The sequence below is a fragment of the Micromonospora sp. CNZ295 genome, from assembly GCF_004217535.1.
The window spans coordinates 2,699,497-2,713,187 of the sequence record NZ_SHKZ01000001.1 but is presented as its reverse complement, the minus strand read 5'-3'; the positions used below and the strand labels follow the sequence as shown (position 1 = coordinate 2,713,187).

Here is a 13,691-nt window from a genome sequence, read left to right as displayed (position 1 = left end):
GCGGTTCGCCGGGGCCGTCGTCGTGGTGGTGCTTGACTCCGCCGCGGGTACGGGATAGAAACCTTTTGGTTATTGAACCGGGAGGTTATGAATGGCGGCGGACCTGGACGCGACGTTCGCGGCGCTGGCGGACCCGACCCGGCGGGCGATCCTCGCCCGGCTGGCGGCCGGCGAGGCGACCGTCACCGAACTGGCCGCGCCGTTCGCGATGAGCCAGCCCGCCGTGTCCAAGCACCTGCGTGTCCTCGAACGGGCCGGCCTGGTCAGCCGGGGGCGGGACGGGCAGCGGCGCCCCTGCCGCCTGGAGGCCCGGCCACTGCGGGAGGCCACCGCCTGGCTCGCCGACTACCGCGACTACTGGGCGGAGAGCTACCAACGCCTCGACGCCCTGCTCGACGAGTTGCGCGCCGACGAGGACGAGACCACGGGCCGCCCGCCCGGCGGTGGGCCCCGGTGAGCGGCACCGACGACCCGCTCGTCGTGCGCGCCCCGGGCGACCGCGAGATCGTGCTGAGCCGGCTGTTCGAGGCGCCCGCCCACCGGGTGTTCGCCGCGTTCACCCGCCCCGAGCTGCTGGGCCGCTGGTACGGCGCCCGGGGCTGGCGACTGGTCGAGTGCGCGGTGGACCTGCGGGTGGGCGGTCGGTGGCGGTACGTGTCGCAGGGCCCGGACGGCGAGCGGATGGGGCAGGCCGGGGTGTACCGCGAGATCCGGCCACCGCACCTGCTGGTCTGCACCGAGGTCTTCGACGACCAGTCGTACCCCGGCGAGACCCTGGTCCGCCACGAGTTCACCGAGCTGGCCGGGCGCACCACCGTCACCACCACCCTGCGGTACGCGACCGCCGAGGGCCGCGACCGCGTACTGCGCTACCCGATGGCGCGCGGCGTCGGCGAGAGCTTCGACCGCCTCGCCGAGTTGCTCGCCCTGACGACAGGAGAGAAACCATGAACTGGACCCTGGAAGTGGTGGTCGTCCCGGTCTCCGACATCGACCGGGCCAAGGCGTTCTACGCCGACCGACTCGGCTTCAACGTCGACCACGACACCGTGATCGGCGACGACGTCCGCATCGTGCAGTTGACCCCGCCGGGCTCCGGCTGCTCCATCGTGATCGGCAAGGGCGCGGTGCCGGCAATGCCGCCCGGCTCGCTCAAGGGGCTCCAGCTCGTCGTCCCGGATCTGCGCAAGGCCCGGGCGCAGCTGGCGGAGCGCGGCGTCGAGGTCAGCGAAATCCAGGTGCTGGGCGAGAACCCGCAGTCGGTGCCGGACCCGCTGGACAACGTCGGCTTTGTGTTCTTCGACGACCCCGACGGCAACTCCTGGGGCGTCCAGCAGATCAGCAGCCGCGCCTGACGGGCGTCAGGAGGGGACCCGTCAAGACGGGCCCCTCCGTCACAGGCGGCGGGGGCCGGTGTCGGGACGGGCCACGGCCGAGCCGATCCGGACCGTCGCGTGCAGCACCGACAGGCCGTCCGGACGGGCCAGCACCGGGTTCAGCGTCAACGCGCGGACCCGGGGCTGCTCGTCGGCGAGCCGCCCCACCCGCAGCAGCAGCTCGGCCAGGGCCGCCCGGTCCACCGGCGCGGCGCCGCGGTGCCCGCGCAGCAGCGGGGCCGCGCGGGGCTCGTCGACCAGCTCGGCGGCGTCGAGGTCGGTCAGGGGCACCGCCCGCCACGCCCGGTCGCCGAGCAGCTCGGTGGCCACGCCGCCCAGGCCGAAGCCGACCACCGGCCCGAACGCCGGGTCCTCCACCAGCTCCACCACGCAGGCCACGCCGGGCGGGACCATCGGCTGGACCAGGACGTCCGGGCCGAACTCCGCCGACATCTCGGCGTACGCGCGCCGCACGGCCGCCTCGTCCGGCAGGTCCAGCCGGACAGCACCGAGGTCCAGCCGGTGCCGCAGGCCCGGGGCGGCGGCCTTCACCGCCACCGGGTACCCCAGCAGCCCGGCCGCCTCGACGGTCGCCGCGGCGGACGCCGCCGGCACCGAATCGACCACCTCGATCCCGTACGCGGCCAGCAGCCCCGCCGGATCGAACGACTCCGGGCGCAGCGCCGCCTGCGCCGCCCCCGGATCGACGCCGGACAGCTCGGGCAGCGTGCCCGTCGGCCGGCGCAGCCACCCCGCGTACGCGGTCACCCGGCCCAACGCGCGCACCGCCTCCTCCACGCTCGGGTACGCGGGCACCCCGGCGGGGGCGCGCCCGGCCAGGAACGTCGCCACGGTGGGCTTGCCACCGGCGAGCGCCGCGGGCAGCGCCGTGGTGAAGTCCGCCTCGGCGTCGGGCAGCTGGCCCGGCAGCGGCGGCGCGAACACCGCAACCAGCGCGTCGACAGCCTCGTCGGCCGCCGCGGCGGCGAGCGCGGCGGCGAACTCGGCGGCACCGGCGCGCGGCCCGACGTCGCGCGGGTAGCCGTCGGCCAGGACGAGCCCCTGCGCCACGCAGGCGGTGGCGGCGAGACCGGTCAGCGCGGAGGAGTTCCCGACCACGGCGATCCGGTCCCCGGCGGGCAGCGGTTGGTTGGCCAGCAGCACACCGACGTCGAGCAGCTCGGCGACGGTGTCCACCCGGATCACTCCGGACTGGGCGAACAGCGCGCTCACCGCCATCTCGTCCGGCCCCGCGGAGTCGCCGAGACCGGGCGGGCGGGCCGGCGACGCCAGCGCGACGATCGGCTTCTCCCGCCCGATCCCCCGGGCCAGCCGGGCGAACTTGCGCGGATTGCCGAAGGTCTCCAGGTACAGCAGGATCACGTCGGTGCCGGGGTCGTCCTGCCAGTACTGCAGCAGGTCGTTGCCGGAGACGTCGGCGCGGTTGCCGGCCGAGACGAAGCTGGACAGGCCCAACCCCCGCCGGTCCGCCTCGGCGAGCAGCGCCACCCCGAACGCGCCGGACTGACTGAACAGACCGACCCGGCCGGGCACCGGCAGCCGTGGGGCCAGCGTGGCGTTCAGGCGTACCTCGCCGGCGGTGTTCGCCACCCCCAGGCAGTTCGGGCCGACCACGCGCATGCCCGCGGCGTGGGCCGCGCGGACCAGCCGGCGCTGCGCGGCCGCCCCCTCGGCGCCCGCCTCGGCGAAGCCCGCGCTGATGACCACCAGGGCGTGCGCCCCGGCGCCGGCCGCGTCGTCGACCACCGCCTCCGCCGCCTCCGGCGGCACCGCCACCACCGCCAGGTCCACCGGCCGGCCCGCGTCGGCCGCCGACCGGTACGCGGGCAGCCCCGCGACGGTCCGCGCGGACGGGTGCACCGGCACCACCGCGCCGGTGAACCCGTAGTCCCGCAGATGACCGAGCACGGCCGCCCCGACGCCCTGCCCGGTGGCGCTGGCCCCGTAGACGGCCACCCCACGCGGCGCGAGCAGCCGGGCCACGGACCGGGCCTCGGTGCGGTGCTCCCGGCCCCGCTGCACCTCCAGGGTCGCCTCGGTCGGCGCGATCGGGAAGCTCAGGTGCACGACGCCGTCGGCGAACTGGCGCTGCACCTGGTAGCCGAAGTCGGCGAAGACCCGCAGCATCGCGCCGTTGGCGGGCAGCACCTCGGCGACGAAGGTCATGATGCCGATCCGCCGGGCCGCGTCGGCGAGATGCTCCAGCAGCACCGACCCGATGCCCCGGCCCTGGTAGGCGTCCTCGACCACGAACGCCACCTCGGCCTCCGGCGACTCCGGGCCGAGCCGCTCGTACCGGCCGACCGCGACGATCTGGTCGCCGGCCAGCACGACGAACGCCTCCCGGTCCCGGTGGTCGACGTTGACGAAGCGCTGCAGGTCCCGCTCGGGGATCCGGGGGTACGGCGAGAAGTAGCGCAGGTACCGGGTGCGCTCCGAGAAGCGCGCGTGCATCGCGACGATGCCCGGTGCGTCGGACGGCCGGATCGGCCGCAACTGCACGGTGGTGCCGTCGCTGAGCAGGACGTCCACCGGCTGGTCCACTGTGGTCACGGAAGGTCCTCCCCCGGCCGGCCCTCAGTCGCGCGGGTCGTGCGGATCCAGCCCGAGCAACGGGAAGACCGCCTTGCGGGTGGCCGCGATCGCCCGGTCCACGGCGGTCGGCTCACCGGACGGCTGCCAGGGCTCGTACGACGGGTCGACGTCGTCGGTCATCCGCAGCGGGACCTCCCGGCCCGGGCAGCGGGAAGCGGCCAGTTCCCGCCAGACCGGCGGGGTGAGCGTGGCCGGGTCGAGCGGCTCGCCGGTGGCCACCGCGAGCAGATGGGTCCACGCCCGGGGCACGGCCTCGACCAGCGCGTATCCGCCGCCGCCGGTGGCCACCCAGCGGCCCCCACACAGCTCGTCGGCGAGCGACCGCAGGGCGATGTACGTGGCGCGCTGCCCGTCGACGGACAGGTGCAGGTCGGCGAGCGGGTCGAGCCGGTGCCCGTCCGCGCCGCACTGGGTGACCAGGATCTGCGGCTGGAACGCGCGCAGCACCGACGGCACGACCGCGTGGAACGCGCGCTGCCAGCCGGCGTCGCCGACCCCCGGTGGCAGCGGCAGGTTGACCGCCGTGCCCTGCGCCTCCGGCCCACCCGTCTCGTCGGGGAACCCGGTGCCCGGGAACAGCGCGAGCGGCGTCTCGTGCAGGCTGACGGTGAGCACCCGGGGGTCGTTCCAGAAGGTCTGCTGCACCCCGTCGCCATGGTGGACGTCCACGTCGACGTACGCGACGCGCCGCGCACCCAGGTCGAGAAGGCGGGCGATGGCCACCGCCGGGTCGTTGTAGACACAGAAGCCGGAGGCCCGGGCGGGCATGGCGTGGTGCAGCCCGCCCGCCACGTTGACCGCCCGCCGCGCGTCCCCCCGCCACACCGCCTCGGCCGCCGCCACCGAGGCGCCGGCGATCAGGGCGCTGGACTCGTGCATCCCGGGAAAGACCGGATTGTCGGAGGTGCCCAGCCCGAACCCGGCGAACAGCGGGTCCTGCGGGGCGACGCGGACGGCCTCCAGGTAGCGGGGGTCGTGCACCCGGGTCAGCAGGTCGTCGTCGGCGGGCTCCGGCTTGACCAGCCGCACCCCCGGGCGCTCCAGCACGCCCAGCTCCCGGGCGAGCGCGACGGTCAGCTCGACCCGGACCGGATCGAGCGGATGGTCACCGAGGTCGTAGGCGAGCAACGACTCGTCCCACACCACCACCGTGTCTTCCGACATGCGCCCATCGTCGCACGAGCGCCCCCGGCCACCCGTCGCACGCACTGCTCAGGCCGCCGGTGTCGGGGCGACGGTCACGCCGCCGGCGCGGAACCGGCCGGCTCCTCCCCCACCGCGACCGGCCGGGACGGGTCGGCGACCCAGTTGCTCCAGGAGCCGACGTACAGCGCGGCGTCCGTCCGGCCCGCCAGGTGCAGGGCGAGCACCGCCTGGGCGGCGGTCACCCCGGAGCCGCAGTACGCGCCGACCGCACGGTCGTCGGCCACCCCGGCGGCGGCGAACCGCTCCCGCAGCAGCTCGGCGCCGGGGAACCGGCCCTGTTCGACGTACCCGGTGGCGGGCAGGTTCACCGCACCCGGCACGTGCCCGGCGACCGGGTCGATGGGCTCGGTCTCGCCCCGGTACCGGGCCTCGGCCCGCACGTCGACCAGGACGCCCTCGCCGGCTGCGGCGAGCCGGGCGGCCCCGGCCGCGTCCAGCACCGGCAGCGCGCCGGGTCGTACCGCCACGTCGCCGGGGCGCGGCGCCGGCACCTCGGTCGACGTGGGCAGGCCGGCCGCCACCCAGGCGGGGTAGCCGCCGTGCAGGAGGCGCACCTCCCGGTGCCCGGCCCAGCGCAACGTCCACCAGGCGCGGGCCGCGGACATGCCGTCGCCGCCGTCGTACACGACCACGGGGTGATCGGCGCGGACGCCGGCGGCCCGCAACGCGGCCTGGAGCTCGGCGGCGTCGGGCAGCGGGTGCCGCCCGGCGGCGCCCGGCGGGCCGCACAGCTCGGTGTCCAGGTCGACGAAGACCGCGCCCGGCAGGTGTCCGGCGGCGTAGTCCTCGCGGCCGGGCGGGCCGGTCAGGCGCCAGCGGACGTCGAGCAGGGTGGGCGGGTCACCGCCGTCGAGTTCGGCGGCGAGCCGGTCGGCCTCGACCAGCAGATCCTCGGTACCGGGCATGGCGTCCAGTCAACACCATGCCGGTAGCCACCAGGCGGTTCGGCGGCGGCCGTTCTCCGTCGCGCGGGGTAGCATCGATCATTGGAGGGCCTGACGTGAAGCATGATTTGGTCGACACGACCGAGATGTACCTGCGTACGATCCTCGAACTCGAGGAGGAGGGGGTGCCGCCGCTGCGCGCTCGGATCGCCGAGCGGCTCCGGCAGAGTGGCCCCACCGTCAGCCAGACCGTCGCCCGGATGGAGCGCGACGGACTGCTCACCGTCGAGGGCGACCGGCACCTGTCGCTCACCCACGCCGGCCGCAGCGCGGCGATCTCCGTGATGCGCAAGCACCGGCTGGCCGAGCTGCTGCTGGTCAACGTGATCGGGATGCCCTACGAGGAGGCCCACGACGAGGCCTGCCGGTGGGAGCACGTGATGAGCGACGCGGTCGAGAAGCGGGTCTACGACCTGCTGAACCGCCCGACCCGCTCCCCGTACGGCAACCCGATCCCGGGATTGGAGGAGCTGGGCTCCCCCGGCCCGTCCGACATCGAGTCGACGGAGAGTGAGCGCAACCTGGCGTTCCCCGGCCTGTCCGGCCAGGTGGTGGTCCGCCGGATCTGCGAGAGCGTGCAGACCAACGCGGACGTGCTGCGCCAGCTGCACGCCGCCGGGGTCGACCCGGGAGCCACGGTGACCGTGGCCCAGGAGCGCGACGGAGTGTCGATCAACCGCTCCGGCGACCGGGTCCGCCTTCCCCGCGAGGTGGCCTCCCGAGTCTTCGTAGCCACCGCCTGACCCGCCCTACCCCGCCCCCGCCCCCGCCCCGCCCCCGCCCCCCGGCCCCCGCCCCGCCGCCCCCACTCCGCGTCGATCTTGCACTTTGCGCCCCGACAATGGGGCCATATGCCCACATACCGAGGGCCGGAAGTGCAAGATCGGCACGCGAGTGTGGCGCGGCGTGTCAGTCGTCGACGTAGGGGCAGTGGCGGCAGCCGCGGCCGCAGCAGGTGCCGCGGCGGGCCAGGAAGCCCGCGGTCAGGACGAACAGGCCGGTACCCGGGTCCGGGTAGCCGGCCTCCTCGGCGGCCAGGGCGACCTCGTGTGCGGCGAGGATCCGCGCCCGGTCGGGGTGGTGGGGCGCCAGCCGGGACGGGTGCGGCTCCGTCAGGGGCCGCGGCGCCAGGGGCCGTCGCTCTCCGCTCACCCGCGCAAGTCTAGGAACGCCCCGCGGGGGTGATCCACTCCCTGCCGACCCCTCGTGATCCACTCCATGCGCCGGCATCGAGCGTCCGGGCCAGCGGGATGGCCGACGGCCGACGGCCGACGGCCGCAGCATGGAGTCGATCACGTACGGGTGGTGTTCGGGAAGGCCGTTGGCTTTCTCGTCGGGGCGGCCTATGGTTGCCGGATGCATCGGTCCGGCCAGCAGGGGGTCACCGTCGTCGTGATGACGACGGCGCACGATGCTGCCCACCGGCCGTTCCAGCACACGACCCGGGCGGTGCGTACGGCGGTCGCGCCGTCCCCTGCCGGTTCGGCCGCCGCCGCGCTGCCGAGCCCGAGCGGCCGCGGCCCTCCGGTACCGGTACGGAATTTCGTATACCGGCCGCCAAGGGCGAAGCGACAACGCTTCGGCCCTTTTTCTTTTTCCGGAGGACACCCATGACGACAGACGTCCAACCCGATGAGCGGAACTGGCTCGACGAGCTGCGCGCAACCCTGACCCACGACTTCGAGGTGCAGACGACGCGCCTGACGCAGTTGACCGCCGACACCGGTGACCCGGGCGAGGCCCACACCCAGGGCGCCCTGATCGCCACCACCCGGCAGAGCCTCGACCAGATCAAGGCGGCGTTGCAGCGCATCGCCGACGGGCGCTACGGCACCTGCGAGCGGTGCTCCGGCCCGATCCCGCGCGAGCGCCTGGAGATCCTGCCGCACGCCCGCTTCTGCGTGCCGTGCCAGGAGAAGCAGGGCCGTTGACGGTGGGGCTGCCGTGCCCAACCCGGGCACGGCAGGCACCACGCCCGCCGGCACCATTGACGGGAATGATCGGATACGCCGGAGCGGCACGACCCGCCGGGCGGGGTGCCGCCAGGGCGTATCCGATCATGAACGCAGCATCACGAGGACCGGTCAGGCTTCGGGTATCGCCCGGGCGACGGTTTGTCGCCCGATGAGTGCGGCCTCCGCCGCCGGCGGATCTCGTCGAGGTGCTGCTGCTTGTGCTGCCGGACCATCTCGTCCCACACCTCCTGGTCGTAGTCCGGGTCGGGCGGGATCCACTTGTGCGACCCATCGCTGTAGTGGAAGCGCTCGTCACCCGACCGGATCACGCTCACCGGATCCAGCCCAGGAAGCGCCGGTGCAGCAACCCCGCCGGCACCCAGGTCAGGTCCTCGGCGGCCGAGACCAGGTAGGACCCCATGTAGAGCGCCAGCGAGACCGGCGCACCCTCGTACTCAGCCGACAGCTCCTTGCGCCGGGTCGCACAGGGCCACGGCCCGTTACACCCACCGCAGGTCCACAGCGGAAGGACCGGCCCGTGGGTGGTCACGAGCCGCCGCCCAGAAAGCGCCAGGTGGTCGCGCGAGCATGCCAGCGGCACGCCCATTCCGCCTGATAGCAGGGGTACGGAGCCAGCCGCGTCCACCACCGTCGGCAACCGGTACAGAGCCCGTCCGCATCGGGCAGGTGTACCGCCAGGATTCGGCTGGCCTGCTGCTCGATCACGCCTGCTCCTCCCCTGGCCAGTGGCCACGACGGATCGGGATGCGGTGGCGGGCGCGGCAGGGCAGTTCCATGCCGCATCGGCAGACCCGCCGGCACAGCCGCCACGACCAGGCCGGCCGGTGCCGCCGAGCCAGGGTCAGCGCCGCCGCCAGCAGGTACCCGTCGTACGACACGCGCGGCGGCATCGCCCCTCCAGCCGGAACCCATCATTGGCCTGCCCACCTATTTTTGCGCGCGCATTCGTTGGTGGTCAACCTCAACACGCCAAGACGATCGGAGCGTGTGGGAGGACAGGCCAACCGGCACAATGGCCGGCATGGAGAGTCCGACCTTCGTTCGCTTCCAGCTCGGCGCGCAGCTTCGGCGGGTCCGCGAGGAGGCCAACGTGACGGCCGAGCAGGCCGCCGAGGTGATCGAGGTCTCGGCGAGTACGCTGCGGCGTATCGAGGCGGGGCGGGTCGGCATCAAGGGACCCGCGCTCAACGCGTTGTTGGATCGCTACGGTGTGACCGACGCCGAGCTGCGGGACACACTGCTGTCGATGGCGAAGAGTGGGAAACAGCGCGGCTGGTGGGCCAAGTACGGCGATCTACCGTCGTCGTACCGGCAGTACATCGGCTTGGAGTCCGCCGCCGAGGAGGTACAGAACTTCGAGACCCTGGTCGTGCCGGGCTTGCTCCAGACAGCGGACTACGCCCGGGCAATGACCAGCGAGGATGCATTCGAGCCATCGCCCGAAGCGGTTGAGCGTCGGGTTGCCGTCCGCATGCAGCGTCAGGAGTTGATCGCATCAGGGAAGCTGCGACTCGTGGCGGTTCTCGACGAGGCGGTGCTACACCGCCAGATCGGCGGAGCGGCGATCATGGCCGACCAACTCACGGCCCTGCTCGACGCCGGCAAGCGCTGGAACGTATCGGTCCAGGTAATCCCGTTCCGCGAAGGCGCCTACGCGTCCATGCTGTCCAGCTTCCACATCCTGAACTTCGCTGAGGGTCCAGGCGTGGTCTACATCGAGGGCCTCACGGGCGACCTCTACGCGGAAGGCGAGGATGTGAGGCGCTGTACGGTTGTCTTCAACAGCCTGCGTGCCGCGGCCTTGTCGCCCACAGACTCGGCCGCGATGATCGAGGAGATCCGAGACGCGAGGCGTAAAGAGTAGGAGGCGAACCGTGGACTCGCAGTGGCGCAAGAGCACCCGCAGCGGCAGCAACGGTGCCTGCGTCGAGGCCCGGTACACGGATGACACAGTCGAGGTTCGCGACAGCAAGAACTCCTCGGGTCCGATCCTTCGTTTCGACGGCCGGGCATGGTGCGCCTTCCTCAATCACGTGAAGCGGTAGGCAGCACTCGGGCACTTGAGGCGCTGGAATATGAAGCGACCGCGCTTGTACGGGCCCGGCGAACTGGCCGCCCTCTTCGGCGTGTCACGTCAGCGGGTGCTGCAGATCACCCGTCGCCCCGGCTTCCCAGCGCCCGTCGCCCGCCTGATCGGGACGACAATCTGGGACGCGGACGAGGTCGACGAGTGGGCCCGGCACAACCGCCCACCGCGCCCAACCGACGGCGACGACGACCGCTGACTTCTCAAAACAAGGACGAGGCTCTGCCAGCACTTGCCGACAGAGCCTCGCTTGTTGAACCGAGATCGGCTCATGGATTTGAGGTGGCGCGTCCAACGTCAGGCGCTGCCGCCTCCTCGGTCACTTGCCCTTGGACTCCTTGACGGTCGTCTTCGGGTGCGACTTGCCGTACTTCGCGGTCACGTAACGACCGGTGACCGCGCTGCGATACGTACCAGTCCCCTTCTTCGCCATGATGAAAAACACCTCCTCTCCGTACTCGATCAACTTGCGTGACCGAGCCGGGAGAAGCGACTATCCGTCTGCAACAGATTGGTCGGGGACTCTCCCGGCTCACGAGCCCCGGGCGTTGGAGCGCCCGGGGCTCGTTGCTTGTGTCAGCTGCAGCCGCTGGTGCTGCCGCAGCCCTCGCAGACGTAGCAGCTGCCGGCGGGGCGCATCTTCGTACCGCAGGTGAAGCAGAGCGGCGCATCGGCGGCCTTGCCGATGACGGCCTCGAGCAGCTCGGTGCTGGAGCCGACCGACGGCGCCGGCTTGGCGGCGGCGACGTCCGCAACCTCCTGCGCCGGCTGGGCGATCGGCCCGGCCTTCGGCTCCTCCGGCCGGGTCTCGACCGGGGCGGAGGCGGCCATCGCGGTGAGGTCCGCACCGTTCGCCTCCGCCTCCGCCTCGGCCGCGAGCTGGGCGGCCCGCTCCTTGGCGGTGAAAATGCCCAGCTCCGCGCGACGCTCGTACGGCAGGAAGTCCAGGGCCAGGCGACGGAAGATGTAGTCCATCACCGACGCCGCCATCCGCACGTCCGGGTCGTCGGTCATGCCGGCCGGCTCGAAGCGCATGTTGGTGAACTTGCTGACGAACGTCTCCAGTGGAACCCCGTACTGGAGACCGATGGAGATGGCCACCGAGAAGGCGTCCATCACGCCGGCCAGGGTCGAGCCCTGCTTCGACATCTTGAGGAAGACCTCGCCGAGGCCGTCGTCCGGGTAGGAGGACGCGGTGAGGTAGCCCTCGGCGCCGCCGACCGAGAAGGAGATGGTCTGCGACGGGCGCTTCTTGGGCAGCCGCTTGCGCACCGGACGGTACTCGACGACCTTCTCCACCTCGGCCGGAGCCTCGGCGACGGCCGCGGTCTTCTTCGCCGCCGACAGCGGCTGGCCGACCTTGCAGTTGTCCCGGTAGATGGCCAGGGCCTTGAGGCCGAGCTTCCAGCCCTCGAAGTAGATCTTCTCGACGTCCTCGACGGAGGCCTGCTCCGGCATGTTGACCGTCTTGGAGATCGCGCCGGAGATGAACGGCTGGACGGCCGCCATCATCCGCACGTGACCCATCGGGGCGATCGAGCGCTCACCCATGGCGCAGTCGAAGACCGGGTAGTGCTCCGGCTTGAGGCCGGGGGCGTCCACCACGTGGCCGTGGTCGGCGATGTGCTCGACGATCGCCTCGACCTGCTCCTCGGGGTAGCCGAGGCTGCGCAGGGCACGCGGCACGGTCTGGTTGACGATCTGCATCGAGCCGCCGCCGACCAGCTTCTTGAACTTGACCAGCGCCAGGTCCGGCTCGACGCCGGTGGTGTCGCAGTCCATCATCAGGCCGATGGTGCCGGTGGGCGCGAGAACGCTGGCCTGCGAGTTGCGCCAGCCGTTCTTGTCGCCGATCTTGTTGCCGAGGGTCCACTGCTTGGTGGCCTCCCGCTGAATGGCGGTGGCCACGGTGCCGGCCGGCTTGATCTCGTCGTTGGCGGCGGCGTGCTTGCGCATGACCCGCTTGTGCGGCTCGGCATTGCGGGCGTAGCCGTCGTACGCACCGACGACGCCGGCCAGCTCGGCCGAGCGGCGGTACGCCGTGCCGGTCATCAGCGAGGTGATCGCCGCAGCGACGGAGCGGCCCTGCTCCGAGTCGTACGGCAGGCCGGAGGCCATCAGCAGCGCCCCGAGGTTCGCGTACCCGATGCCGAGCTGCCGGTACGCGCGGGTGGTCTCGCCGATCTTCTCGGTCGGGAAGTCGGCGAAGCAGATCGAGATATCCATCGCGGTGATGACGAACTCGACGCTCTTGACGAACTTCTCCACCTCGAAGCCACCGTCGGCGCGGAGGAACTTCATCAGGTTGAGCGAGGCCAGGTTGCACGACGAATTGTCCAAATGCAGGTACTCACTGCAAGGATTACTTGCGGTGATCCGGCCGGTCTCCGGGCAGGTGTGCCAGTCATTGATGGTGTCGTCGTACTGCAGGCCCGGGTCGGCGCACTCCCACGCGGCCTGGGCGATCGTGCGGAACAGCTTCTTGGCGTCGATGGTCTCGATGGGCTGCCCGTCGAGGCGGCCGCGCAGGTCGAACGTGCCGCCCTGCTCCACCGCGGTCATGAACTCGTCGGAGACCCGGACCGAGTTGTTGGCGTTCTGGTACTGCACGCTGACGATGTCGGCGCCGCCCAGGTCCATGTCGAAGCCGGCGTCCCGCAGCGCGCGGATCTTGTCCTCCTCGCGCGCCTTGGTGACCACGAACTCCTCGATGTCCGGGTGGTCGACGTCGAGGATCACCATCTTGGCGGCGCGCCGGGTGGCACCGCCGGACTTGATGGTGCCGGCGGAGGCGTCGGCGCCGCGCATGAAGCTGACCGGGCCGGAGGCGGTGCCGCCGGAGGAGAGCAGCTCCTTGGAGGAGCGGATCCGGGACAGGTTGACGCCGGAGCCGGAGCCGCCCTTGAAGATCAGCCCCTCCTCTTTGTACCAGTTGAGGATGGAATCCATCGAATCATCCACAGATAGGATGAAGCAGGCACTGACCTGTGCCGGCGAGGGCGTGCCCACGTTGAACCAGACCGGCGAGTTGAAGCTGAACACCTGGTGCAGCAGCATCCAGGTCAGCTCGTGGGCGAACACCTCGGCGTCGGCCGGGGTGGCGAAGTAGCCGTACTCCTCACCGGCGGTGCGGTAGGTGGTCACCACCCGGTCGATCAGCTGCCGGAGCGACCACTCCCGCTCCGGGGTGCCCACCGCGCCCCGGAAGTACTTGGTGGTCACGATGTTGGCCGCGTTGACGCTCCACGACTCCGGGAACTCCACGCCGCGCTGCTCGAAGTTGATCGAGCCGTCCCGCCAGTTCGTCATCACGACGTCCCGGCGCTCCCAGGTCACCTCGTCGTACGGGTGGACCCCCTCGGTGGTCCAGACCCGCTCGACCTTCAGACCGGCCCCCGCCTTGTTCCGTGACCTGCTCGTCGTCACCCGTCGCCCCCTCGTCTGCGCGGTCACCCAACCGCGTGTCCCGATTTTTCCGAAAATGCAC

Annotated in this window: 18 protein-coding genes; 8 read left to right on the top strand and 10 right to left on the bottom strand. The window is 72.1% G+C overall.

Annotation, left to right across the window (positions count from 1 at the left end; translation table 11 throughout):
- Positions 1-91: 91 nt before the first annotated feature.
- Genes EV376_RS12885 through EV376_RS12875 form a run of 3 tightly spaced genes read left to right on the top strand, consistent with a single transcriptional unit; the run spans position 92 to position 1,355 of the window.
- Positions 92-457, top strand: coding sequence for a metalloregulator ArsR/SmtB family transcription factor (locus EV376_RS12885; RefSeq protein WP_130323010.1), 366 nt, complete (start codon positions 92-94; stop codon positions 455-457).
- A complete protein-coding gene (locus EV376_RS12880; protein WP_486482611.1) occupies positions 454-951 on the top strand; it encodes an SRPBCC family protein in 498 nt (165 codons plus the stop codon). Before EV376_RS12885 ends, EV376_RS12880 begins: the two co-directional genes overlap by 4 nt.
- On the top strand, positions 948-1,355 hold the full coding sequence (locus EV376_RS12875) for a VOC family protein (RefSeq protein ID WP_130323008.1): 408 nt from the start codon (positions 948-950) through the stop codon (positions 1,353-1,355). The genes EV376_RS12880 and EV376_RS12875 overlap by 4 nt, the downstream gene beginning before the upstream one ends.
- Positions 1,356-1,394: 39 nt before the next feature.
- Here the strand turns inward: EV376_RS12875 and EV376_RS12870 are convergent, their stop codons facing one another.
- From EV376_RS12870 to EV376_RS12860, 3 genes are all read right to left on the bottom strand, one after another.
- A complete protein-coding gene (locus EV376_RS12870; protein WP_130323006.1) occupies positions 1,395-3,950 on the bottom strand; it encodes a bifunctional GNAT family N-acetyltransferase/acetate--CoA ligase family protein in 2,556 nt (851 codons plus the stop codon).
- A gap of 24 nt (positions 3,951-3,974) precedes the next feature.
- Positions 3,975-5,156, bottom strand: coding sequence for an acetoin utilization protein AcuC (locus EV376_RS12865; protein WP_130323004.1), 1,182 nt, complete (start codon positions 5,154-5,156; stop codon positions 3,975-3,977).
- A 74-nt stretch (positions 5,157-5,230) separates the two neighbouring features.
- Entirely contained in the window at positions 5,231-6,103 is an 873-nt protein-coding gene (locus tag EV376_RS12860) for a sulfurtransferase (RefSeq protein WP_130323002.1), read from the bottom strand.
- A 95-nt stretch (positions 6,104-6,198) separates the two neighbouring features.
- On the opposite strand from EV376_RS12860, the gene EV376_RS12855 reads away from it, so the two are divergent.
- The gene (locus EV376_RS12855; RefSeq protein WP_130323000.1) at positions 6,199-6,885 is read left to right on the top strand and encodes an iron-dependent transcriptional repressor DtxR; all 687 of its coding nucleotides are present in this window, start codon (positions 6,199-6,201) and stop codon (positions 6,883-6,885) included.
- A 166-nt stretch (positions 6,886-7,051) separates the two neighbouring features.
- Here EV376_RS12855 and EV376_RS12845 read toward each other — a convergent pair whose 3' ends face one another.
- The gene (locus tag EV376_RS12845; RefSeq protein WP_130322998.1) at positions 7,052-7,294 is read right to left on the bottom strand and encodes a C1orf53 family protein; all 243 of its coding nucleotides are present in this window, start codon (positions 7,292-7,294) and stop codon (positions 7,052-7,054) included.
- Between the two features lie 458 nt (positions 7,295-7,752).
- Between EV376_RS12845 and EV376_RS12840 the strand changes: the two genes are divergently transcribed.
- Positions 7,753-8,073, top strand: coding sequence for a TraR/DksA C4-type zinc finger protein (locus tag EV376_RS12840; RefSeq protein WP_130322996.1), 321 nt, complete (start codon positions 7,753-7,755; stop codon positions 8,071-8,073).
- Between the two features lie 140 nt (positions 8,074-8,213).
- On the opposite strand, the gene EV376_RS12835 is transcribed toward EV376_RS12840, so the two are convergent.
- From EV376_RS12835 to EV376_RS12820, 4 genes are read right to left on the bottom strand one after another with little or no spacing between them, the layout of a single operon-like run.
- Positions 8,214-8,432, bottom strand: a complete 219-nt coding sequence (locus EV376_RS12835; protein WP_130322994.1) for a hypothetical protein — start codon at positions 8,430-8,432, stop codon at positions 8,214-8,216.
- Complete coding sequence (locus EV376_RS12830) at positions 8,429-8,647, bottom strand: hypothetical protein (protein WP_130322992.1); 219 nt, start codon at positions 8,645-8,647, stop codon at positions 8,429-8,431. Before EV376_RS12830 ends, EV376_RS12835 begins: the two co-directional genes overlap by 4 nt.
- On the bottom strand, positions 8,644-8,823 hold the full coding sequence (locus EV376_RS12825; protein WP_130322990.1) for a hypothetical protein: 180 nt from the start codon (positions 8,821-8,823) through the stop codon (positions 8,644-8,646). The genes EV376_RS12830 and EV376_RS12825 overlap by 4 nt, the downstream gene beginning before the upstream one ends.
- A complete protein-coding gene (locus EV376_RS12820) occupies positions 8,820-9,008 on the bottom strand; it encodes a hypothetical protein (RefSeq protein ID WP_130322988.1) in 189 nt (62 codons plus the stop codon). Before EV376_RS12820 ends, EV376_RS12825 begins: the two co-directional genes overlap by 4 nt.
- A 131-nt stretch (positions 9,009-9,139) precedes the next feature.
- Between EV376_RS12820 and EV376_RS12815 the strand changes: the two genes are divergently transcribed.
- Genes EV376_RS12815 through EV376_RS12805 form a run of 3 tightly spaced genes read left to right on the top strand, consistent with a single transcriptional unit; the run spans position 9,140 to position 10,403 of the window.
- A complete protein-coding gene (locus EV376_RS12815; protein ID WP_165437994.1) occupies positions 9,140-9,982 on the top strand; it encodes a Scr1 family TA system antitoxin-like transcriptional regulator in 843 nt (280 codons plus the stop codon).
- Between the two features lie 10 nt (positions 9,983-9,992).
- Positions 9,993-10,163 carry a DUF397 domain-containing protein gene (locus tag EV376_RS12810; RefSeq protein ID WP_130322984.1) on the top strand — a complete coding sequence of 57 codons (171 nt, stop codon included), beginning with the start codon at positions 9,993-9,995 and terminating at the stop codon, positions 10,161-10,163.
- Positions 10,164-10,193: 30 nt separating this feature from the next.
- On the top strand, positions 10,194-10,403 hold the full coding sequence (locus EV376_RS12805) for a MerR family transcriptional regulator (protein WP_130322982.1): 210 nt from the start codon (positions 10,194-10,196) through the stop codon (positions 10,401-10,403).
- Between the two features lie 120 nt (positions 10,404-10,523).
- Here the strand turns inward: EV376_RS12805 and EV376_RS30860 are convergent, their stop codons facing one another.
- Positions 10,524-10,649, bottom strand: a complete 126-nt coding sequence (locus tag EV376_RS30860; RefSeq protein WP_486482610.1) for a hypothetical protein — start codon at positions 10,647-10,649, stop codon at positions 10,524-10,526.
- 131 nt (positions 10,650-10,780) lie between these two features.
- Positions 10,781-13,657 carry a vitamin B12-dependent ribonucleotide reductase gene (locus tag EV376_RS12800; protein ID WP_486482609.1) on the bottom strand — a complete coding sequence of 959 codons (2,877 nt, stop codon included), beginning with the start codon at positions 13,655-13,657 and terminating at the stop codon, positions 10,781-10,783.
- Positions 13,658-13,691: the final 34 nt, after the last annotated feature.